This window comes from Rhodospirillaceae bacterium (assembly GCA_016712715.1).
Lineage (GTDB): Bacteria > Pseudomonadota > Alphaproteobacteria > Dongiales > Dongiaceae > Dongia.
On sequence record JADJQM010000003.1, the window covers coordinates 886,369 to 907,627 of the forward strand.

At 63.2% G+C, this 21,259-nt stretch carries 17 protein-coding genes and 2 pseudogenes; 9 read left to right on the top strand and 10 right to left on the bottom strand.

From position 1 onward, the window contains the following. Positions 1 to 8: 8 nt before the first annotated feature. From IPK59_21890 to IPK59_21900, 3 genes and pseudogenes are all read right to left on the bottom strand, one after another. Positions 9 to 2,298, bottom strand: a pseudogene (locus IPK59_21890) (xanthine dehydrogenase family protein molybdopterin-binding subunit). 2 nt (positions 2,299 to 2,300) lie between these two features. Then, positions 2,301 to 2,795, bottom strand: coding sequence for a (2Fe-2S)-binding protein (locus IPK59_21895; protein ID MBK8161287.1), 495 nt, complete (start codon positions 2,793 to 2,795; stop codon positions 2,301 to 2,303). Continuing rightward, positions 2,796 to 3,656, bottom strand: a complete 861-nt coding sequence (locus IPK59_21900; GenBank protein MBK8161288.1) for a xanthine dehydrogenase family protein subunit M — start codon at positions 3,654 to 3,656, stop codon at positions 2,796 to 2,798. A 234-nt stretch (positions 3,657 to 3,890) separates the two neighbouring features. Here IPK59_21900 and IPK59_21905 point away from each other — a divergent pair, with 234 nt between their 5' ends. Continuing rightward, entirely contained in the window at positions 3,891 to 4,379 is a 489-nt protein-coding gene (locus IPK59_21905) for a gluconokinase (GenBank protein ID MBK8161289.1), read from the top strand. A gap of 19 nt (positions 4,380 to 4,398) precedes the next feature. Here IPK59_21905 and IPK59_21910 read toward each other — a convergent pair whose 3' ends face one another. From IPK59_21910 to IPK59_21925, 4 genes are all read right to left on the bottom strand, one after another. Further along, on the bottom strand, positions 4,399 to 5,349 hold the full coding sequence (locus tag IPK59_21910; GenBank protein ID MBK8161290.1) for an ABC transporter permease: 951 nt from the start codon (positions 5,347 to 5,349) through the stop codon (positions 4,399 to 4,401). A gap of 9 nt (positions 5,350 to 5,358) precedes the next feature. Next, complete coding sequence (locus tag IPK59_21915; GenBank protein ID MBK8161291.1) at positions 5,359 to 6,339, bottom strand: ABC transporter permease; 981 nt, start codon at positions 6,337 to 6,339, stop codon at positions 5,359 to 5,361. After that, positions 6,332 to 7,879 (bottom strand): sugar ABC transporter ATP-binding protein, encoded by a 1,548-nt coding sequence (locus tag IPK59_21920; protein MBK8161292.1) that lies wholly within the window; start codon positions 7,877 to 7,879, stop codon positions 6,332 to 6,334. The genes IPK59_21915 and IPK59_21920 overlap by 8 nt, the downstream gene beginning before the upstream one ends. Positions 7,880 to 7,961: 82 nt before the next feature. Then, positions 7,962 to 9,110: an ABC transporter substrate-binding protein gene (locus tag IPK59_21925; GenBank protein MBK8161293.1), complete on the bottom strand. Its 1,149-nt coding sequence runs from the start codon at positions 9,108 to 9,110 to the stop codon at positions 7,962 to 7,964. 258 nt (positions 9,111 to 9,368) lie between these two features. Between IPK59_21925 and IPK59_21930 the strand changes: the two are divergent. The 7 genes and pseudogenes from IPK59_21930 (at position 9,369) to IPK59_21960 (ending at position 16,899) form a co-directional block, all read left to right on the top strand. Then, positions 9,369 to 10,382 (top strand): annotated as a pseudogene (locus IPK59_21930) (LacI family DNA-binding transcriptional regulator). A gap of 400 nt (positions 10,383 to 10,782) precedes the next feature. Next, complete coding sequence (locus IPK59_21935; GenBank protein ID MBK8161294.1) at positions 10,783 to 11,397, top strand: hypothetical protein; 615 nt, start codon at positions 10,783 to 10,785, stop codon at positions 11,395 to 11,397. Next, positions 11,394 to 12,611, top strand: a complete 1,218-nt coding sequence (locus IPK59_21940) for a hypothetical protein (GenBank protein MBK8161295.1) — start codon at positions 11,394 to 11,396, stop codon at positions 12,609 to 12,611. The genes IPK59_21935 and IPK59_21940 overlap by 4 nt, the downstream gene beginning before the upstream one ends. Next, complete coding sequence (locus IPK59_21945; GenBank protein MBK8161296.1) at positions 12,583 to 13,539, top strand: MoxR family ATPase; 957 nt, start codon at positions 12,583 to 12,585, stop codon at positions 13,537 to 13,539. The genes IPK59_21940 and IPK59_21945 overlap by 29 nt, the downstream gene beginning before the upstream one ends. Further along, entirely contained in the window at positions 13,536 to 14,849 is a 1,314-nt protein-coding gene (locus IPK59_21950) for a DUF58 domain-containing protein (GenBank protein MBK8161297.1), read from the top strand. Before IPK59_21945 ends, IPK59_21950 begins: the two co-directional genes overlap by 4 nt. Positions 14,850 to 14,857: 8 nt before the next feature. Further along, complete coding sequence (locus IPK59_21955; protein MBK8161298.1) at positions 14,858 to 15,907, top strand: stage II sporulation protein M; 1,050 nt, start codon at positions 14,858 to 14,860, stop codon at positions 15,905 to 15,907. A 74-nt stretch (positions 15,908 to 15,981) separates the two neighbouring features. Continuing rightward, positions 15,982 to 16,899 (top strand): RDD family protein, encoded by a 918-nt coding sequence (locus IPK59_21960; GenBank protein MBK8161299.1) that lies wholly within the window; start codon positions 15,982 to 15,984, stop codon positions 16,897 to 16,899. Between the two features lie 24 nt (positions 16,900 to 16,923). Here IPK59_21960 and IPK59_21965 read toward each other — a convergent pair whose 3' ends face one another. The 3 genes from IPK59_21965 to IPK59_21975 all read right to left on the bottom strand — a co-directional run bounded on the left by IPK59_21965 (position 16,924) and on the right by IPK59_21975 (position 20,151). Beyond that, positions 16,924 to 17,706 carry a hypothetical protein gene (locus tag IPK59_21965; GenBank protein MBK8161300.1) on the bottom strand — a complete coding sequence of 261 codons (783 nt, stop codon included), beginning with the start codon at positions 17,704 to 17,706 and terminating at the stop codon, positions 16,924 to 16,926. A 152-nt stretch (positions 17,707 to 17,858) separates the two neighbouring features. Continuing rightward, complete coding sequence (locus IPK59_21970) at positions 17,859 to 18,908, bottom strand: lipid A deacylase LpxR family protein (protein MBK8161301.1); 1,050 nt, start codon at positions 18,906 to 18,908, stop codon at positions 17,859 to 17,861. 223 nt (positions 18,909 to 19,131) lie between these two features. Next, complete coding sequence (locus tag IPK59_21975; protein ID MBK8161302.1) at positions 19,132 to 20,151, bottom strand: zinc-dependent alcohol dehydrogenase family protein; 1,020 nt, start codon at positions 20,149 to 20,151, stop codon at positions 19,132 to 19,134. A 169-nt stretch (positions 20,152 to 20,320) separates the two neighbouring features. On the opposite strand from IPK59_21975, the gene IPK59_21980 reads away from it, so the two are divergent. Then, complete coding sequence (locus IPK59_21980) at positions 20,321 to 21,238, top strand: LysR family transcriptional regulator (GenBank protein ID MBK8161303.1); 918 nt, start codon at positions 20,321 to 20,323, stop codon at positions 21,236 to 21,238. Positions 21,239 to 21,259 lie beyond the last annotated feature (21 nt).

Genomic DNA, 21,259 nt, shown 5'->3' on the forward strand with positions numbered 1-21,259 from the left:
CGCTTCCCTCAGGCTGCCTTCTTCGCACCGCTGGCCTTCGCGTCCTCGATACCTTTGAGAATGCGCGGCGGCGACATCGGCAGCTGCGTGAAGCGGACACCGGTCGCGGCGGCAACCGCGTTGGCGATGGCGGCCAAGGGCGGCACGATCGAGGTTTCGCCGACGCCGCGGACACCGTAGGGGTGCCCCGGATTCGGGATCTCAAGGATCATCGTGTCGATCATCGGAAGATCGGAGCAGACCGGAATGCGGTAGTCGAGGAAGCCGGCATTCTGCAAGCGCCCGTCTTTGCCGTAGATATACTCCTCGTTCAGCGCCCAGCCGATGCCCTGGACGGCGCCACCCTGGAACTGGCCTTCGACATAGGCGGGATGCACCGCCTTGCCAGCATCCTGGATGACCGTGTAGCGCACGATCTTCGAGGCACCGGTTTCCTTGTCGATCTCGATATCGCAGATATGTGTGGCGAAGCTGACGCCCGCACCATCGGCCGAAAATTCGTGATGGCCGGCGACCGGACCGCCGGTCCCCGGTGAAGCCGCGGCGATTTCCTTCAGGGAGAGCGGTGCGAAGTTGCCGGCATTGGCGCCGGCGGGCTTGGCATAGCCCTTTTCCCAGGTAACCGCGTCCTCGGGGATGCCCCAGGTCGCGGCGGCACGGGCACAGAGCTTCTTGATGGCATCGCGGGCCGCCAGGATGCAGGCCATGCCGGTCGCGAACGTCGTACGGCTGCCGTCAGTGACGTCGTTATGGCCCAAAGAGCTGGTATCGGCGATGATCGCCCGCACCTGGTCGTAGCCAATGCCGAGTTCCTCCGCCACCATCATGCACATCGAGGCGCGGCTGCCGCCGATATCCGGCGAGCCCACCGACACCGTGATGGTGCCGTCGATGGGAATGTTGAGGCTGACGCAGGACTGACCGCCGAAATTGAACCAGAAGCCGGCCGCCATGCCGCGGCCCTGATTGGGACCAAGCGGCGCCTTGAAATGCGGATGGTTCTTGGCGGCTTCGAGCGTGGCACCGAGGCCGATCGGCCCATAAACAGGACCGTAGGAAGACCTGGTGCCTTCGCGCGCCGCATTCTTGATGCGGAAATCGATGGGCGCCATGCCGAGCTTATGGGCCAGTTCCTCAATGACGCTCTCGACCGCGAAATTCGCCATCGGCGCACCGGGCGCACGATAGGAAATCGTCTTCGGCCGGTTGCACAGCACATCAAAGCCGATGGCCCGGACGTTGTCGAGATGGAACTGCGCGAAGGCGCTCATGGCGCCGAACTCCGCCGGTGAGCAACCCGCGAACGGGCCACCCTGATAGCGGAAGGTGCCGTCGGCCGCGGTGATGAGACCGTCCTTGGTGACACCGATCTTGATGTCGATCGAGGTGCTGGAGGTGGGGCCGGTCGCCTTGAACACTTCGTCGCGGGTCATCACGACCTTCACCGGGCGGTTCGCCTTGCGCGAGAGCGCCAAGGCCACCGGTTCGATGAAGACCGTCGTCTTGCCGCCGAAGCCGCCGCCGATTTCCGACTGCGTGACGCGCAGGCGCGAGATGTCGATGCCCAGGATACGGGCGCAGACGTCACGCACCATGTAATGGCCCTGGGTGCAGCACCACAGTTCCGCACTGCCGTCCGGCGACATGCTGGCCAAGGCAGCATGGGGTTCGATATAGCCTTGATGCGTCGCTTCGGTCTTAAAGCGGCGCTCGACGATAATGTCGGCTTGTTTGAAGCCGGCGTCGACATCGCCATGGCCGAATTCAAAGCGGCGGGCGACGTTGGATGCTCTCTTCGGCTTCGGATCGACGCCGTCGGTGAACATTTTGCTGTTGATCAACGGGGCGTTGGGCTTCATCGCCTCGTCGACGTCGGTCACATGGGGCAGAATTTCGTAATCGATCTTGATCATCTTCAAGGCCTGACGCGCGATGGCGGGCGTCGTTGCGGCAACGGCCGCGACGGCATGGCCCTCATAGAGCGCCTTTTCGCGCGCCATGATGTTGTACATCGTGTCGTAGAGACCTGAATCACCGTTGGTATGATCCGGGAAAATCCTCCCGCGTGATCACGGCTTTCACGCCGGCAAGCTTCTCGGCCTTGCTGGTATCGATGCTCTTGATCTTCGCGTGGGCGTGTGGCGAGCGCAGGATGCGACCGACCAGCTGGCCCGGTGCCGTGGCGTCGGCGCCGAACTTGGCACGACCGGTTACCTTGTCAATGCCGTCCGGGCGCAGCGGGCGGGTGCCGACGACGTTGAATTTGCGCTTTGAATCGGGTGCGTTGTCGAGCGGCATGATCAGGCCCCCTTACGGCTATTGGATTTACGCATGTCCTTGGCGGCATCCTGCACGGCGCGCACGATCTTGTCGTAACCGGTGCAGCGGCACAGATTGCCAGCAAGGCCGAAGCGGATTTCGGTTTCGGTGGGATCCGGGTTCTTGTCGAGGAGCGACTTCGCCGCGATCAGAAAGCCCGGCGTGCAGACGCCACATTGGAGGGCGGCATGCTCGATGAACTTCTTCTGCAGCGGGTGCAGTTCCTCGCCATGGGCCATGCCTTCGATGGTGCCGATGTTGTGGCCTTCGGCCTCGGCACCCAGAACCAGGCAGGAGCAGGTGAGACGGCCATCGACGGTCACCGAACAGGCGCCGCAATCGCCGGTGCTGCAACCTTCCTTGGCGCCGGTGAGGCCCAGGCGGTTTCTGAGCACATCGAGCAAGGTCTCGTCGGGCTCGCACATGAACTCGACGGGATCGCCATTGATCTTGGTGTTGACTTTAATGCCAGACATTTACTTGCCTCCAGCGCGCTTGCGCGCGATCACTGCGGCGCGGCGTGCCAGTACGCCAGCAACCTTGATGCGGAAATCGCGCGTGCCGCGCTTGTCGTCGATCGGGCTGCAGGCAGCCGAGCAGGCCGCGGCCATCGCGTCCAGTGCCGCCTTGTCCATCTTGGTGCCGATCAGCGCCTTGGCGGCGGCCGGAACCAGACGCACGGTCGGCGCCACGGCACCCAGCGCCACGCGCGCCTTGGTGACGACACCCTTGCCGTCCAGCGTCAGGCTGACGCCCACGCCGACGACCGCAATGTCCATTTCCGTGCGCGGAATGAACCGCAGATAGGCATCGCCCGATTTCGGCGGGCGCTTGGGCAACACGATGCTCTCGATGATTTCGCCCTTCTTGAGCGAGGTCTTGCCGGGGCCGACCGGAATTTCCTCGACGGCCACGGTGCGCTTGCCCTTGGGACCGACGATGACGGCCTTCGCAGCTGCAGCAACCAGCGCCGGGACGCTGTCGGCGGCCGGCGAGGCGTTGCACAGATTTCCCGACATGGTGCAGCGGCCCTGCACCTGCTTGGATCCGATGAGATTGGCGGCTTCCACCACCCCAGGCCATGCCTTCTTCAAGGCGGCATGTTCGCCGAGCTCGGCACCCGAAACCGCAGCGCCGATCTTGAAGCCGGTCGCGGTCTTCTGGATCGCCTTGCTGCCGTTGATACCTTTGATGTCGACGATCAAGTCGGGTTCGATGAACCCGGTGCGGAGGCGGACCAGCAGGTCGGTGCCACCAGCGAGGATAAAGGCCTGGCCTTTTTCCTTGGCCAGCATTTGCGCCGCTGCCTTGAGGGTTGTCGGACGCTCGTATCTCATTCCTGGCTTCCTTTGGCTTGAAGGGCTGCTCCGATCTACTCCGGCCGGACCCCTTTGCACAATACCCCTGCTGGTGGATAAGCGCCGATAATGCCCCTTGCCACCCCCCGGGCATGGCTCAGAAATCGGCTGTTTTCCGTACTAAGTTGCTGGTGCGGGCCTAACACTTTGGATAATCTGAAAAATGCATCCCGGCAGCCAGGGGGACGCGCTTTTGGGACGGCAATGAGCGGAATGATCGTTCTGGTGATGGGCGTCAGCGGCGCCGGCAAGAGCACCATCGGCCGGGCACTTGCCGAAGCCCTCGATGCCGCGTTCCTGGAAGCCGATGCCTTTCACTCCCCCGCCAACATCGCCAAGATGAAAAGCGGGGTGCCCCTCACCGATGACGACCGCTGGCCCTGGCTGGAGGCGATCAGCGCGGCTCTTGACCGTTCGGTCATGAAGGGTGGCAAGGTCGTGCTGGCCTGCTCGGCTTTGAAACAAGCCTATCGCGACCGCTTGCTGAAGGATGGCGGGAGCCAGGGCTATACCGTTTTCCTGCGGGGGAATGTCGATCTGATTGCCGGTCGCCTCGCCGGCCGCAGCGGCCATTACATGCCGCCTGCCCTGCTACCCAGCCAATTGGCAACCCTGGAGCCGCCACTAGACGCGATCGTGGTCGATATCGCCGACGCACCGGAGGTCATTTTGCAGCAGATTCTGGCGAAGTTGCCGGTTTGACAGGCGATCAATACCCAATCTAATTCGCCTTCTTCTGCCGGCCATATACCAGCAGCATGCCGATGATGACGGCGCCGTAGATGAGCTGGCGGCCAGCCTCGTCGATCTGCATCACCGAGAGGATCGATTGCAGCAGGGTGATGAGGATCACCCCGGCGATGGTGCCGATATAGGAGCCACGACCGCCCAGGATATTGGTACCGCCCAGCACCACTGCCGCCACCGCCGGCAGCAGATAGGGATCGCCCATGCTCTGATAGGCCTTGGTCGAATAACCGGCGAGCAGCACGCCGGCGAAGGCCGATAACCCACCCGAGGCCATGAAGGCCAGCATGATGACGCGCTGGGTCGGCAGGCCGGACAGATAGGCCGCGCGTTCCTTGTTGCCGATGGCATAGACCGTGCGGCCGAAGGTCGTACGGCCGAGCAGGAAGATGGTGGCCGCCCCCACCGCGATCCAGACGAAGAGGGCGTTGGGGATGTTGAGGATGCTGCGCCCGGTGGCCAGGAAATGCATCGTCTCGGTCGAATGGTCCTGGGGGGCGAACCCGCCGGTCCTGAGCACCATCAGCCCCTGCGCCACGGCATTCATGCCGAGCGTGAAGATCATCGAGGGGACGCGCAGATAGGCCACACCGAAGCCGCTGATGAGCCCCATGATCATGCCGCAGGTGATGCCGAAGGGAATGGCCAGCGTTTCGCCCAAGGGACCCCAACCGGCAGCAGCGGTCGACATCATGCCGCCCACCGTCACCACCCATGGCACCGAGAGATCGATCTGACCCAACAACACGACCAGCATCATGCCGGTGGCGATGAGCCCCAGGAAGGACGCCACCTGCAACTGCTGCAGCAGATATTCCGGCGAGAGGAAGCTCGACGAATAGAGGCTGCCGACCAGCAGCAGCAGGATGATGCAGCCAAAGGCGGCGAGGACCGGCTTGTCGAGGCGGGCGAGAAAAGCGGGCATGGTCATGACTCAGCCGAACAGATCGAGGCGGTTCTTGACATTGAGCAGCCGCAGCGACCCCAGGGTCACGGCGCCCAGCAGGATGACGCCCTGGAACAAGGGCTGCCACAGCGGATCAAAATCGAACACGAACAGCAGATCGCCGATGGTCCGCAGCACCAAGGCGCCGAAGATGGCGCCGATGGCGCTCCCCGCCCCGCCGAACAGCGAGACGCCGCCGATAACGACCGCGGCGATTGAATTGAGGGTATAGGAGCCGCCGATCGTGGCCGAGGCCTCGCCGGAATAGGTGATGAAGGTCAGCATCAATCCACCACAGGCCGAGAGCAGGCCGGAGACGATATAGGCCACCAGCCGCGCGCGGTCGATATTGACGCCCGACATGTAGGCCGCCGGTTCCGAGGAGCCGATGGCATAGATGGCACGGCCGATCTCCGAGCGCCTGAGCGGCACCCAGACCACCAGCACGACGCCGAGCAGCACCACCAGCGACGTGGGAATGCCGCCCGGTAATTGTTCCGTCAGCGCATCGGCAAGATCAGAATTCACGTCACCGCCCGGGATCGGCCGCAGCCACAAGGCGATCCCATAGAACATGGCGCCCGTGGCGAGCGTGGTGACGATCGGCTGCAGGCGGCCATAGATGACGATGATGCCGTTGATCGCACCACAGAGAACGCCGGCCAGCAGGACGACCACGACCCCGAAAGTTGTTTCCAGCCCGTCGCCCACCACCAATTGCGAGGCGAGGCAATTGGCCAGCACGAACACCATGCCGACCGAAAGATCGATACCGGCGGTGAGCACCACCAATGTCTGCGCCATGGCAACCAGGGCCAGCAGCACGCCCTTGTTGGCGGCGGTGGTCACCACCATGCCGCTGAAGCCGGCGCTGTGATTGCCGGTATAGATGCCGAACATGACAATGAACACGAGGACGGCAAGCAGCGTGCCCCTGTTCTCGGCCAGCCAATAGCGGAAATCACCCAACCTGCCGTTCCCCCGTTTGATCGATACTGCCAGCTTCGATACTGAAGGCGCTGCTGACCAGCGCGTGTTCCGTAATGTCCACCCCCACGAGTTCGCGCGTGATGGCGCCGTCATACATCACCAGCACGCGGTCGCAGCAGCCGATGAGCTCGTCATAATCGGTCGAATAGAACAGGATGGAGGCACCCTCATCGGCAAGCTTCCTCAGCAGTTGATAGATTTCCTGCTTGGTGCCGACATCGATGCCGCGGGTGGGATCGTTGAGCAGGATGATGCGGGGCGCCACCATCAGCCATTTGGCGATCACCACTTTCTGCTGATTGCCGCCCGACAGCGCCCCCACCGGAATGTCGAGATTGGCCGCCTTGATGGCAAGAAGCTTGACCATCCGGTCGACGGCATTCTGCTCGCGCGCGCGGTCGATGACGCCAAACCGTGCCAATGAATCGAGCGCCGGCAAGGTGAGGTTGTCACGCACCGACATGGGCAGCATCAGCCCCTCGGTCTTGCGGTCCTCGGGGATGAGCGCCATCGCCATGGCTGCGGATTTCGCAGATCGTGGCCCCCGCGCATGGCGCACCATGCCATTGACGGCGACATCGCCTGTGACGCCGCGCAACACACCAAAGAGGGCCAGCAGCAATTCACGCTGGCCCTGCCCGTCCAGCCCGCCGAGGCCGACGATCTCGCCTGGCCGCGCCGCAAAGGAAATATCGTTGAGCCGGTGAGTCCATTTGAGGCCGGCCACTTCCAACGCCGGGGCACCGGCCTTGGCCGCGACGGGTTTGGCTGGAAAGACGTGGCTGTATTCACGCCCGATCATCATCTCGACCACGTCGTTCCGGGATTTGGTGCCGGCCTGATAGCTTGCGACATGGCGGCCGTTGCGGAAGACCGAGCAATCATCGGCCAGCTCGTCGATTTCCTGCATGCGGTGCGAGATGTAGAGGAGTGCCAGGCCTTCGTCGCGCAGGCGCTTCAGCACGGCGAAAACCTTGGCGACATCGCCGGCGGTTAGTGCCGAGGTGGCTTCGTCGAGAATGAGAATGCGGGGTTTACGCGCCAGCGCCTTGGCGATTTCCACCATCTGGCGGCGTGACAGCGGCAGATCCTTGACCTGGGCCAGGGGATGGATGTCCTCCGCCCCGGCCCGCGCCAATGCCTCTTCCGCAAAGCGACGCTGGGCCCGCCGGTCGATGAGACCGAAGCGGCGCGGCGGATTGGCGATGGCGATATTGTCGGCCACCGACAGATCTGGGATGAGGGAGAGTTCCTGGAAAATACAGGCGATGCCCGCCGCATTGGCGGATTTTGGCGAAGGGAACACGACCTTGGCACCGTCCAGCATCATTTCGCCGGCATCGGCCTGGACCACGCCGGACATGATCTTGATGAGGGTCGATTTGCCCGCGCCGTTCTCGCCCAGCACCGCATGGATGCGGCCGGTTTCGACGCGGGAGATGGCCTCCTCTAGCGCGCGCACGCCGCCATAGCTCTTGGCGACGCCCTGCATCTGGAAGAGTGGTGTATTGGCGCCCATCAGAGTGCTTCCCGAAAGATCACCGCCGCCCCTCAGCGATCAGATCGCAAAAGGGCGGCGGCGCGCAACAGGTACTGTCGGCTTACTGATCGGTTTCCGACTGACCCATGATTTCCTGGGCCGTGAAGTTGATGCCGCAGGTCGGGAAGGAATTGCCGACGAAGAAATTGTCGGATTGATCCTTGTAGAAATTCTCGCCGTCCTTGAATTCCGGGTCATTGACCTTGGCCAAGGGCAGGCGGATCGATTGCGGGACAACCTGTCCTTCAAGCGCCGCGATCGCGGTCTTGATGGCGACCGCCACCTGGGCCGGACCGGTGCCGCCGGAGGCGCATTTCAGACCCTCGCCGGTATGCTCGGCGCAAAGCTTGCGGAAGCCGTTCTCCGTTTCGCCGCCGACCGGCACGAAGGCATGGCCGGCATCCATCAGCGCGCGCACGGTCCCTGTCGAGCCACCCTGAACGGTGACGCCGACAAAGCTCTTGTGCACGGCGACCGCATCGGCGGTCACTTTCTGCGCTGTGCCGTCATCCCATTTACCGACGACTTCGACGGTTTCCCAGGGCTTACCCGACGCCTTGAGGGTTTCCTGGATACCGTCATGGCGATCGCGGTCGACCGAGGTGCCCTCAACACCGCGGACTTCCAGCACCTTGCCGCCGCCAGGGATGTTGTCGATCAGCCACTGCGCCCAATAGACACCGAGGCCTTTCTGGTCGACGTTGACGTTGATGGCTTCGTCGGTGTCGAGCGTGTTGTCGAACGCCACCAGCACGATGCCTGCCTTGGCAGCGCGCTTGATGACCGGCTTGAAGGCTGCCGGATTCTGGGCATTGACGACGATGGCGTCATAGCCGGAGGCAATGAAGTTATCGACCGCCGCCAGCTGGGCCGCGAGGTCTTCGCCGGTCGACACGACCTTGAATTCCTTCAGCTTCGCCTTGACGTCCGGCTGCTCGGCATAGGCCTTGGCCGTCTTGATCATCTGGATGCGCCAGGTATTTCCGATGAACCCGTTGGCAAGGGCGATCCGGTAGGGACCTTCCTTTTTCGGATACTGGAAGTATTTGGTCTCAGGGGTCCAGGGGGCGAAGCATTCGGGCTCGGCGCCCGGGCCGGCCACGACCTCCTGGGCGATGGCCGAGGTGGCAAGCGAGGTCGAAATAGCAGTTGCGGCCAGCAGCTTCAGCGCGCGCTGAAGGCCGGACCGCCGGAATGTCGGCGTGAACATGGTGTCCTCCCAATGGTCATTCTTGTTTGAATTCCCAATCCCGGGTGGATGGTGACGATCGAGTCGCCCAATTTTCCTGGTCCACACCGGCAAAATATGGATACGGCCAAATGACAGCGCTGTCAATTGGTGCGATTGCCTGCTAAATAGGCAAAGGGGTAGTTTGCCGGGCCAGAGGATGGACCGAGTCGGCCAAACCGCCCCGCAACCATCCCGCCCCCGAAAATCGGGGAATGGCTATTTGGGGAGGTTACCATTCGCAGGAAGCGCAGCACGCTTGCCGACGTCGCCAGCTTGGCCGGCGTCAGTGCCGTCACCGTCTCCCGGGCACTCCGGCGTCCGGACATGGTCTCGCCCAAGCTTCAGGAGCGCATCCAGGCCGCGGTGCGGGAACTGGCCTATGTGCCGGATGTGGCCGCCAGCCGCCTTGCCTCGAACCGCACACACACGATCGGCGTCATCGTCTCATCGCTCACCAACGGCGTGTTCGCCGATTACATCAACGCACTTCACGACAATCTGCTGCCGGCCGGCTACCAGGTGTTGATCCTCTCGACGCGCTATTCGGCAGAGGAGGAGGAGAAGGCCATCGGCACGCTCCTCGGCCAGCATCCGGAAGCGATCATCATCGTGGGCGTCGATCAATCGGCCCATGCGCGCCACCTGCTGGAACGTTCCGGTGTGCCCGTGGTGCAGACGTTTCAACTCACCGACGATCCGATCGACATCAATGTCGGCCTCCACCAGCGCGAGGCGGCCTATGAAGCCACCAAGGCGCTCATCGATCTGGGACATCGCAGGATCGGCGTCATTGCCTCAAAGCTCGATGCCCGAGCCCGCGCCCGCCTCGACGGTTATGGCCGGGCCATGCGCGAGGCTGGCCTCTATGACGCGAAATGGGTGGCGACCAAGCCGCAACAGACCGCTGTCATCGCCGGCGGACAATTGCTGGGCGAGATGATCGAGCGCGGCGACCGGCCCGAGGCCGTCTTTTGCTGCGACGATCTCCTGGCGCTTGGCGTGCTGTTCGAGTGCCAGCGCCGTGGCATCAAGGTGCCCGACGAGATGTCGATCATCGGCTTCAATAATCTGGAGTTCGCGGCCTGCGCCTATCCGGCCTTGGCCACCGTGGTAACCCCGCGCTACGAGATGGGTCGGCTCGCCGCCGAGATCGTGCGCAAAATCATCGAATCTGGCGAGCGGCCAACGGACAACCGCATCGATGTGGGCTATTCCCTGGAACTGCGCGGCAGCGTGCGCCGGCCACATTGACAACACCAACTTGCCGCCGAGATGCCACTTGGCAAGGGACCTGGGGTGCGGATAGTCTCCCCATACTCTGGGTAGTAATTCTGTCATCAACAGGTCCCGCTGGTATGCGTTTGAATTCAGGAGCGCCCGCAGGCGTCGCGACTCGCGGTTTTCCGCGCACCGCGACCCATGGCAAGCCGGAGTCGCGCCGCTGATCCAGTTTTCCGGCACGGCCAACATTCATCCAAGGCGCCTCGTCGCTGGCCTGATCCTCGCCTGCATCGCAGTTGGCGCGCCGACGCTGGCATGGCCTCAGGAAGCTCATGCACAGCAAACTGGCGCGGGTGACAGCAAGGCGACCGTCGACAGCATTCTCAGCAACCCAGCCTACCAGACCGATTTCCCAGGCGATCCGCCGGTGATGCCGGAGGGCGACAGCAGCCCAAATCCGCCGCCGACTGCGCCCTCGACACAAGACAGCGAACCCCAGAGCGTCGACCGCACCCCCTCGCCGCCGGAACCATCGGCAGCGGCGAACTGGTCCTTGCCGGACCTGCGCTATCTGCTGCTGGCGGTAGCGGTCGGCGGCTTCCTGATCCTCGGCATCTATCTGCTGATGAAGCGCTCGCCGCTTCCGGCGGCGGCGGCGGTGCCACCCGTTGCCGCCAGAGTCGCCACCGCGGCTCCGGCACCCATGCCGGTGGCCCCGGTCGGCCCGATCGACGATGCCGAACGCCTCGCCGCCGCGGGCCGGTACGGCGAAGCCATCCACGTGATCCTGCTGCGCTTCCTGGGCGAATTGCGGCACAGCGCCCAGGTGACCATGACGGATGCATCAACGAGCCGCGAGATTCTGCGGAGTGGCGCTGTACCGGTTACCATGCGCGGCGGCCTTGCAACCGTGATCGGCGCAGTGGAACTCTGCCATTTTGGCGGCCGCGACGCCGACGAGAAGCTGTTCCGCCATTGCGCGCAAGCCTATTACGAAACACAAGCCGGTTACGCGACGCCAACAATTTCGGCGACGGGACCATGAAGCAGGACCGGACCCTGTTCCGACCACGCCAGCTCCTGGCGCTGATCATGGTCGGGCTGACCGCCTTCATCGGCTTCACCTATCTGATGATCTTCGGCGAGAACCTGATCTCGGCCGGCAGCGACACCTTCTCGCATTCCGCCATCGGTCATAAGGCATTCCAGGAATCGCTGCAGCGCCTGGGCATCCCCGTCAGCATCAGCCGCTTCCAATCGCTGGAGAAGGCCGGCGCCGCCACCTTGCTGGTTCTGGCCGAGCCGGACAATCTCGACCACGGCACCAGGCCGCTCGACGCCTTGAAGGGCGAGGAGATCGTGCTGGTGGTGTTGCCGAAATGGCAAGGTCGCGCCAGCATCAGCAATCCGGAATGGTTGCGGCAGACCAAACTGATCGACGTTGGGGACGTGACCGGCATTCTGACGCGCGTTGTGCCGGGCGCAAGCCTCGTCCGCGCCAAGACGGGAGCCCCTTACGAATCCGGGCTCGGTTACACACCGGCCGTAAGCCAGATGCAACTCATGCGCTCCGACGCGCTCTCGCCGGTCGTCGCCTACGAGCAAGGCATGCTCATCGGCGAAATCCGCGTTGGTCGCGCCAAGGTGTGGCTGCTGTCGGATCCGGACATCATTGCCAATGCCGGCATCGGCAAGGGCGACAATGCGCCCTTCGCCGTGGCCATGATCCGCGCTTTGCTGCCGGCCGGCGGGTCGGTCATGTTCGACGAAACGATTCACGGCTTCGAGCAGCCGCCCAACATGCTGCGGATGGCCTTCGAACTGCCCTTCCTTACCGCGACCGTCGCCTTCGCGGTGGCGACCCTTACCGCCATCCTCGCGGGGATTACCCGGCTGGGTGCCCCAGCGCCGGCGGCACCGCCGCTCGCTGCCGGCCGGGAGACATTGCTGCGCAACATCGCCGAGCTGCTGGAGTATGGCCGCGGTGCGCCGGCCATCATGGTTCGCTATCCGCGCCTGGTGGTTGCCGATGTGGCCCAGCGACTGAAAGTTCCAAAGGCGCTCGACGAAAGCGGACAGGTGGCCTGGCTCGACCGGCGCGCCAGGAAACTCGGCCTCAGCCTGACCGCCAGCGATCTGCTCGCGCAAGGTGCGCCCCTGGCCCGACATGGCGATCGCGGTGTCGCAGAACTTGGCCGTCTGGCCGATCAATGGAAACAGGAGATGTTACATGGGACTCGACGCCGCGCGATCGATTAGCGAGCGCCTCAAGGACGAAGTGCGCAAGGCGATCATCGGTCAGGATGACGCGCTCGACCTCATGCTCGTGAGCCTCCTGTCGGACGGGCATATCCTGCTGGAAGGCGTGCCGGGTACTGCGAAGACCCTGCTGGCACAGGCCTTTGCGCGGGCGCTGTCGCTCGATTTCGGCCGCATCCAGTTCACCCCGGACCTGATGCCGGGCGATGTCATGGGCACCAATCTGTTCAACTTTCAGACCAATGTCTTCACCTTCGTCGAAGGGCCGATCTTCACGCAGCTTCTGCTGGCAGACGAGATCAACCGCACGCCGCCCAAGACCCAGGCTGCCCTGCTGCAGGCGATGCAGGAGCGCGCCGTCACCATCGATGGCAAGACCCACAAACTGGCCGACGGCTTCATGGTGATCGCGACACAGAACCCGATCGAGCAGCAGGGCACCTATCCGTTGCCCGAGGCGCAGCTCGACCGCTTCCTGTTCAAGCATGTGCTGAGCTATCCCAGCCGGGACGAGGAGCGCAGCATCGTGCGCCGCCACGGCCATCGCACCACCATGCCCAATCTCGACGATCTCGGCCTGCGCGCGGCCGTGACCCTGGCAGAGCTCCTTGAGGTGCGCAGCGCCATTGCCACGGTCAGGATGAGCGAGGATATCGTCGATTATGTGGTCGATCTGGTGCGGGCAACACGCGAGAACGCCTCGCTCGATTACGGCGCCTCGCCGCGCGCCGCCAACATGCTGGCGACCGCCGCCCGTGCCTATGCCGGCCTTGCCGGCCGCGACTATGTCATTCCCGACGACGTCAAGGTGCTGGCCATTCCGGCGCTGCGCCACCGCGTGGTGCTGGCGCCAGGCGCCGAGATCGAAGGGCTCAACGCCGATCAGATCATCCAGCAGATCATCGACCAGGTGGCTGCCCCCAGATGATCCGGCCGACCAAACGCGCCGCTGCCCTGTTGGCATTCGGTTTCCCCTTCTGCCTGGTACTGGGAATTGCCGATGCTGGATTGTGGCCGCTGGGTGCCGCCTATCTGGTGGCGGCTCTGGTCCTCATCGCGGCCGACGCCGCCATGTGCCTGCGTGTGGGGGAGCTTCGCATCAGCATCGATCCGCCGCGTGTCATCTATATCGGCGAAACAACCGACCTCACCGTCCATCTCGCTTCGCCCAGGGCCCGCGCCGCTGCCGTTCTCGAGCCGCGAGGTGAGATCGATCCGATCATCGCTGCGCCGATCATGGAACGCATCCTCTACCAGCCGGGCACATTGGCGAGCTTCACCCTGCCCCTGCGACCGCACCAGCGCGGCATCGCCAGGTTGCACCGGCTCTGGCTGCGCTGGGCAGGGCCCCTCGGCCTCACCGTGCGCCTCAAGACAATCGAGATCGGCAGTGATATCCGCATCACGCCGAACATCCGTGCGGTACGGCAGGGTGCTATCGACCTCTCCAACCGCGATGCCTTTTTCGGCTCCAAGGCTGTCGACCAATCGGGCGACGGCAGCGAATTCGATGCCCTGCGCGACTACACGTCGGGCCTTGATCGCCGCACCATTGAATGGAAACACTCGGCCCGCTCGCACAAACTGGTCTGCAAGGAATTCCGTGTCGAGCGCAATCATCAGATCATCCTCGCTTTCGATACCGGCTATCTGATGCGCGAACCCCTGGCCGGCATGGCGCGACTGGACCATGCCATCAATGCCGGCCTGCTGCTCACCTACATGGCGCTGAAAAGCGGCGACCGCGTTGGCATGTTCGCCTTCGCCGGCAAGCCCTATCTGTTCGCAGCGCCGGGCGCCAGTATGAACGCCTTTTCCCGCATGCAGCGCCTCTCCAGCGATCTTGCCTATCTGCCGGAAGAAACCAACTTCACCCTGGGCCTCACTGATCTTGCCGTACGCCTCAACCGCCGCTCGCTCATCGTGCTGATGACCGATTTCGTCGACACCGTCACAGCCGAGCTGATGCTGGAGAATGTCGAGCGGCTGGCCGCCCGTCATGTCGTCCTGTTCATCTGCCTGCGTGATCCGCAACTTGCGGCGACTTTCGACGATAGGGTGGCCGACGTCCACCGGATGGCACGCGCCACCGTTGCCTACGATATCCTCCGCGACCGGCAGATACTGCTCGAGCGCCTGCGCCGTATGGGGGTGCATTGTCTGGAAGCAGATCACCACCAGGTCGGACCCGATCTCATCAACCGCTATCTCCGCATCAAACGCCGGGAACTGATATGAGCGACGCAATGCCAGGAAATGGCGGGGCAGCAACCGGATTAGCGGGCGGCACACAGCTCAAGAGCGCGCAGTTCCGCCGCGAACGGGAGGCGAACTGGCGCGCCCTCGAAAGCTTGCTCGCCCAGGCCGAAAGCAGTGGCCTGCGCAGCCTGTCCGGCGACAATCTGCTGCGCCTGCCCAGCCTCTACCGCGCCACCCTGTCGGCCCTGTCGGTGGCGCGCAGCATCTCGCTCGACCGCAATCTCGTGACCTATCTGGAGACCCTTGCCGCCCGTGCCTATTTCCATATTTACGGACCACGCGCCGGATTGCCCGCCGCCATTGGCACGTTCCTCAGGCACACGCTGCCTGCCGCCATCCGACAGATGAAATGGCCGATTCTGCTGTCGGCCGCCGTGCTGTTCCTGGGTGCGGGCAGCGGCTATGCTGTGACACTTGCCAATGTCGACTGGTTCTACACCTTCGTCGATATCGACCTTGCCGCCGGCCGCACGCCGTCAGCCAGCACCGAATATCTGCGCTCGACCTTGTTCGACCCGCCGCCCGCCACCGACCGCCTGGCGGCATTCGCCTCCGAACTCTTCACCCACAATGCCAAGATCACCCTGCTCTGCTTTGCGCTCGGCATTGCCTTCGGCATTCCCACCCTGCTGCTGTTGTTCTCCAACGGGTTGATGATGGGCGCCTTCGTCGCCCTGTTCGCCTCGCGCGGCCTGGGGACCGATATGCTGGGCTGGCTTTGGATCCACGGCACGACCGAAATATTCGCCATCATCCTGGGTGGTGGTGCCGGTTGCGCCATCGGCGAAGCGGCCTTGTTCCCGGGTGAAAAATCGCGCATCGACAATCTGGCCGAGCGCGGCAAGCTTGCCGGTGTCATCGCCCTGGGCGCCGTGCTGATGCTGTTTGTGGCCGGTGGGCTTGAGGGAATCGGCCGCCAGATGATCAACGACACCATGCTGCGCTACGGTATCGGCAGCGTCATGCTGGTTGGCTGGCTCGCCTATTTCAGCCTCGCCGGCGCCAGCAAGCAACCTGACCGGGAGACCGGCCGATGATGCCGGCCACCACCCTGCACCCGGCCACCACCCTGCACCCGGCCGACACCGTGCCGCGCGGCAAGCACCGGATCATGACGCCCGAAGGCGTGCAACTGACCTTCGACCTTGCCGATTCCGGAGAGAGGCTCGGCGCCTTTCTGCTCGATGCGTTCTTTATCGTGCTCATCATCGTCGGCCTGGTGATTGGCGCCCTCGTCGCCGGCATGTCGGGGCTGTTCGACGATGGCGGCGGCTGGCTGCTGGCCGCGCTGGTTGTCGCCCTTTTCCTGGTGCGGACCTTCTACTTCGCGGTGTTCGAGCTGCATTGGCGTGGCGCCACACCCGGCAAACGGGCGATGAAGCTGCGCGTCATCGACCGGGCGGGCGGACCGTTGCGGGCCGACGCCATCCTGGTGCGCAACCTGATGCGCGAGATCGAGGTGTTCCTGCCTCTGACCGCCCTCCTCGCCGGTCAGGGCAGCATCGGCGATGAAAGCTGGATGATCCTGTTCCTGCTGGCTTGGAGCGGCCTCTTTACCTTGTTTCCGTTGTTCAACCGCGACCGATTGCGATTGGGCGATCTGGTCGCCGGCACCTGCGTCATCGCAGCACCGCGCGCCATGTTGCTGCGGGATCTGGTCGAGCGGACCGCCAAGCGCACCAGCGCCGGTGAGGCGGCCGCTGCCGCGCGCTACCGCTTCACACAGCAGCAGTTGAACGTCTACGGCATCATGGAATTGCAGACCCTGGAAGAAGTCCTGCGCCGCGGTGATCTGCACGCCGCGGCGACGCGCCATGAGGTGGCGCTCCGCATCCGCAAGCGCATCGGCTGGCAGGACGACCCGGCCGCGGCGACGCCGTTCGATGCCGGAGCCTTCCTCAACGCCTTCTATGCCGCGCAACGCGGCCGGCTGGAACGGGACATGCTGTTCGGCGTCCGCCGCAAGGACAAGAACGATCGCGGCGAGGGATCCGCCAGGAAATATGGCCGTCGGCCGGACGGGCGTTGATCGACCCGCCCGGCTAACGATCCCTCAGTCAAACAGCCTGGCAATATCCTCGATATCAACGCCTTCCTTGTCGGCGCGGAGATAGTAATAGGTCACGGCATTTGAGACCGAAAAGAACGCACCGATGATGGCATTGAGAGCGTAGCTGACGATGACGATCATGTTGACGGAAGCCATTGCGCCCAACATGACTGCGCCGAACCCGACCAGCAACTCGATGCCGATCGAAACCAACCCGACCAGCAGCAGGATAGCGAAGATGGACCAGCGCTTACCCTTGGTCAGTTCGCCAGAACGGGTGAACGCCGCGCCGAGACCTTTCTTTTCAACGACGATGGCCGGCACGTATAGCCAGTACACAACGGCGATGATGATGCCCGGAATGACCAGCAACATGGTGCCGAGGCCGACCAGCAGGCCATAGCAGACGGCGCCGATGGCGATCATCGGCAGAACGCCGATGGCACGCGAAAAGCATTCGCCCAGGCCGATTTTCTGCCCACGCAGATCCTGAAAGGAACCGTAGACCAGCGTCGCGGTGGTGAAGCCGTTGGCGATGGCCGAGACCAGCACCAGGATAGCGACATAGGTGAAAGTGGCGCCGGCATCCGGCACGACCACCGTGGCCGAATTGGCGTTGAGATTGGGATCCAGATACAATTGCGTGAGCAACGTCGGCAACTGCACGACAGTGGCGATGATGGCAAAGGGTATGAAATTGCGACCGAGAATGGCGAGGCTGGTGCCCAGCACTTTGCCTATGCCAAATTGAGCCCCCAGCGCCGGCGGCGCGATATCCTGTGACATGTTCCCCCCAAATGATGCAAACCGCCCCACCGGGGCCGCTCAACCGAAGATGGTTGCATGAGGAAAGTTGCCGTATTGCGGGTTCAAGCGCAAGCCACCCGGCACAAGTGTCACAATTGCCTAGCATGCGAGATATCACGGGTGGAGAGGGGTTAGAAGCCGACTGTCAGATTGATGTTGGCGAATTTGGCGGCATCATCCTGGCCTTCAAACTCCTGGGTGCGGTAGGTGAACCCGGCATCGAGCTTGATCGCGTTAGACCAGAACAGGGCGACGCCACCGGTGATGTCGCCGACAAAGACCTCCTTGTCGACCGAACGGCTGTCGCGAAACGTGTTGCCGTCGAGAAAGATGTTCTGTGCCACGGCGCGCCCCTGCGCGCCGACATAGACATAGAAGCCGAACGGATCTTCGAGATAGTCGGCATTGAAATAACTGGTGCCGGACAAGGACGGCCGGATGCGATTCGGACCGTAATCAGCTTCGAGGTTGCGCCCGAAACGCAGCATGGTGCCGACCTCGCCATAGGTCATGACGTTGCCGAGAGTTACGCCTGCCTCAGGAATGGCATCGACGGCGAAACCGCCGACCAAGGGCTGGATGAAGCGGTATTTGCGCTCATAGCTCAGCATCAACCCGGGTTCGTTGTGAACCTGCCGGTCCCAGCCATTGGCTGTGTCGACGCCGATGAACTGATGGTAGTCATTCTGCGCCGGCCTCGCCTGTGCCGCCGGGCCGACGATGCCGACCAGCAGTTCGAGATTGTCGAGGCGGCGGCGGTCGGTGTCCTGCACCCAGCCGATACCAGCATAGGTCCAGCCGGCATAGGGACGGTCCTCTGGGTCCGGATCCTCGGCGTCGGTATCGGTCGGCGTGAAGATGCTCTGGCCGAAGATCACCTGGTAGCGGCGCGACACCTCGCCGCCGGATTCTCCCTCGGACTCCGGCGTACCGAATATGCCAATCGAAGCGAGCCCCGAAAAAGGCGAGGCAAAGGCGCTGTCGCTGGCCACATCCGGACCGAGATAGGCGAATTCAAACCCCTGCGTGTAATAGCGGTCCGTCGGGAAGACGATCGAATCGTTTTCCTCGGTGAGCGTGATGCGGCCGAACTCGTCGGCCTGCGCGGCTCTTCCCAGGGCAGGCGCACAAAGAATCAGAGGCGCCAAGAATGCCGCGTAGCAGGCCGATTGGGTCTTCATGATGGGCATGGACTCTCATGGGAATGAGGACGCAGAAGCAGCGCCTGGACGGGTGCTTAACGGCCCTGGGCGTCCGAAGTTCCCCGTCCGGCGGACATGGCCTCGCTATTTCCATTTTTCGGTGGAAATATCAATTCACGTCAACGTGTTGATCTCCCCCGGGATAAAGCAGGATCAGGCTAGAATTGGCGAGGATCGGATGATCACAACGCGCATGCGCCACCTATATCTTCATCACCACGCGGCCGAGGGAGGGGAAGGCTTCGATATGGCGATGCGCCTCGACGAAGTCATCAAAGGCAAAGACCCGGTCGATAATCGGCCGCAGCATGCCTTGCGCCGTCATGCGGTTGATCTCCTCGAGGGCGGCCTTCACCGCGACATCGTCGGCCTTGATGCCAAGTTCGGCATGGCCGGTGAAGTCCAACAATGAAAACCGATGGAACTGAAGATGCTTGCGGAACGCCGCCCAGGCCGGGAAAGCCGCCTCGTTGCCACCGTCGAGACCGTAGAGAATAAGCTTGCCACAGGGGGCTGCGACATCGCCCAGGAGCGCCATCTGATGGCCGCCGCAACCATCGACCACCACCTCGACACCCTTGGTGTGCGTGAAGTTGCCGACGGCGAGGCTGAGATCCTGTTCTTCGGTCAGCACGACCTTGTCAGCGCCGAGCCGGATCAGCGCGTCATGTGGTGCTGCGTCACGCGTTGCGGCGACGACATGGGCGCCGAGTGCTTTAGCCATCTGCACCATGGCACCGCCCATGCAGCGCGCGGCCTCGGTCACCAGCACGGTCTGGCCCGATTTCAGCCGCGCGAGATTGGCCAGAGCAAAATAGGCACTGAGCTGTGGCGTGTAGTGGACGGCGGCATCGGTCGCCACGAAATCCGCAGCGACGGGATAGCGCGTGAGCGCTTCGCGCGGCATCAGGACATGATCGCCATAGGCTGGGTAGCGGTTCGGCGTGTGCGCCCGAAAGCTCGCAACCTTGTCGCCGAGAGCGAGGTCGGTGACGCCCTCGCCCAAGGCCTCGACCTCTCCCGCCAGTTCCGAACCAATTCCGGCCGGCAGATTGGCCTGCTCGGAAGCGAGATTCTGCCGCCACAGCACGTCTTCCCAACTGACGCCAATAGCCTCAACGCGCACAAGGACTTCGCCCGCACCCGGTTTGGGTGTCGGCACGTCTTCGCATTTGAGGACCTCTGCCTCACCAAAGCGGTGAAAGCGGATCATTCGGGACATAGCAACCTCGACGACAGCGCCTGGGACAATGACGCAGTTCATATGTAAGGCCGACAGAGAGCCATAACTATTCACCCCGGTCGATAGTCGTCATGTGCGAATCTGATAAGAGTGTTGGATTGGCCGCCGTATCCGGGCATTATTTTGCACTGCAACCACGGGTTTTCTGATGAACCGAAACGATTTGCGGCGCATCGACTTCAATTTGCTGATCGTCTTCGAAACGCTGATGCATGAGCGCAGCGTGACCAAAACGGCGGAGAAACTGTTCCTGGGCCAGCCGGCGATCTCTGCCGCGCTGGTGCGTTTGCGCGCGCTGTTCAATGACGAATTGTTCGTCCGCACCGGCCGGAGCATGGAGCCGACCACCCGGGCGCTGGAGATTTTCAGCCTGCTGACCCCGGCGCTCGATTCCATCTCAACGGCACTCAGCACGTCGCAGGAATTCGATCCGGCGACCGCCACCAACATCTTCCGGGTCGGCTTGTCGGACGATGTCGAGTTCAGCCTGCTGCCGCTCCTCCTGCGCCGCTTGCGGGCCGAAGCGCCGGGCGTCGTGCTGGTGGTCCGGCGAGTCAATTACCTGCTGGCCCCTGGCATGTTGGCCTCGGGAGAGATTTCCGTCGCGGTGAGCTTTCTCGATGATCTGCCGGCTAATGCCAAGAAGAAGACCGTGCGCCGCATCCGCGCCAAGATGCTGCGGGCGGACACCACGCCGGGCAAGCTGACCCTGGACGAGTATTGCGCGCGACCCCACGCGATCGTCTCCTTCGCCGGTGACCTCAATGGCTATGTGGACAATGAACTTGCCAAAATTGGCCGGACCCGCAAGGTGGTCCTGGCGGTGCCGCAGTTCAACGGGCTGGGCAGTCTGCTGGCCGGCACCGACATCATCACAACCGTGCCGGATTACACCGCCGACTACCTGGCGGCCAGCGGTGGGTTGCGTATCGAGGAGCACCCGCTGAGCCTGCCGCCCGGCAGCCTGTCGATGGCCTGGCGCGGCGCCCAAGACAATGATCCGGCAGAGAAATGGCTGCGATCGCGCATCACCATGTTTGTCGGTGACGAGGAATCATTAGGCTAGGCTTGAGGTTTCCGGCACATA

What these genes read in the sequence shown, in the direction of transcription:
- IPK59_21965 (MBK8161300.1), bottom strand. Translation starts at nt 17,706, where the DNA reads ATGTCACAGGATATCGCGCCGCCGGCGCTGGGGGCTCAATTTGGCATA.
- IPK59_21960 (MBK8161299.1), top strand. Translation starts at nt 15,982, where the DNA reads ATGACGCCCGAAGGCGTGCAACTGACCTTCGACCTTGCCGATTCCGGA.
- IPK59_21910 (MBK8161290.1), bottom strand. Translation starts at nt 5,349, where the DNA reads ATGCCCGCTTTTCTCGCCCGCCTCGACAAGCCGGTCCTCGCCGCCTTT.
- IPK59_21935 (MBK8161294.1), top strand. Translation starts at nt 10,783, where the DNA reads ATGCCGGAGGGCGACAGCAGCCCAAATCCGCCGCCGACTGCGCCCTCG.
- IPK59_21955 (MBK8161298.1), top strand. Translation starts at nt 14,858, where the DNA reads ATGCCAGGAAATGGCGGGGCAGCAACCGGATTAGCGGGCGGCACACAG.
- IPK59_21925 (MBK8161293.1), bottom strand. Translation starts at nt 9,110, where the DNA reads ATGTTCACGCCGACATTCCGGCGGTCCGGCCTTCAGCGCGCGCTGAAG.
- IPK59_21950 (MBK8161297.1), top strand. Translation starts at nt 13,536, where the DNA reads ATGATCCGGCCGACCAAACGCGCCGCTGCCCTGTTGGCATTCGGTTTC.
- IPK59_21920 (MBK8161292.1), bottom strand. Translation starts at nt 7,879, where the DNA reads ATGGGCGCCAATACACCACTCTTCCAGATGCAGGGCGTCGCCAAGAGC.
- IPK59_21975 (MBK8161302.1), bottom strand. Translation starts at nt 20,151, where the DNA reads ATGTCCCGAATGATCCGCTTTCACCGCTTTGGTGAGGCAGAGGTCCTC.
- IPK59_21905 (MBK8161289.1), top strand. Translation starts at nt 3,891, where the DNA reads ATGATCGTTCTGGTGATGGGCGTCAGCGGCGCCGGCAAGAGCACCATC.
- IPK59_21895 (MBK8161287.1), bottom strand. Translation starts at nt 2,795, where the DNA reads ATGTCTGGCATTAAAGTCAACACCAAGATCAATGGCGATCCCGTCGAG.
- IPK59_21980 (MBK8161303.1), top strand. Translation starts at nt 20,321, where the DNA reads ATGAACCGAAACGATTTGCGGCGCATCGACTTCAATTTGCTGATCGTC.
- IPK59_21970 (MBK8161301.1), bottom strand. Translation starts at nt 18,908, where the DNA reads ATGAAGACCCAATCGGCCTGCTACGCGGCATTCTTGGCGCCTCTGATT.
- IPK59_21900 (MBK8161288.1), bottom strand. Translation starts at nt 3,656, where the DNA reads ATGAGATACGAGCGTCCGACAACCCTCAAGGCAGCGGCGCAAATGCTG.
- IPK59_21940 (MBK8161295.1), top strand. Translation starts at nt 11,394, where the DNA reads ATGAAGCAGGACCGGACCCTGTTCCGACCACGCCAGCTCCTGGCGCTG.
- IPK59_21945 (MBK8161296.1), top strand. Translation starts at nt 12,583, where the DNA reads ATGGGACTCGACGCCGCGCGATCGATTAGCGAGCGCCTCAAGGACGAA.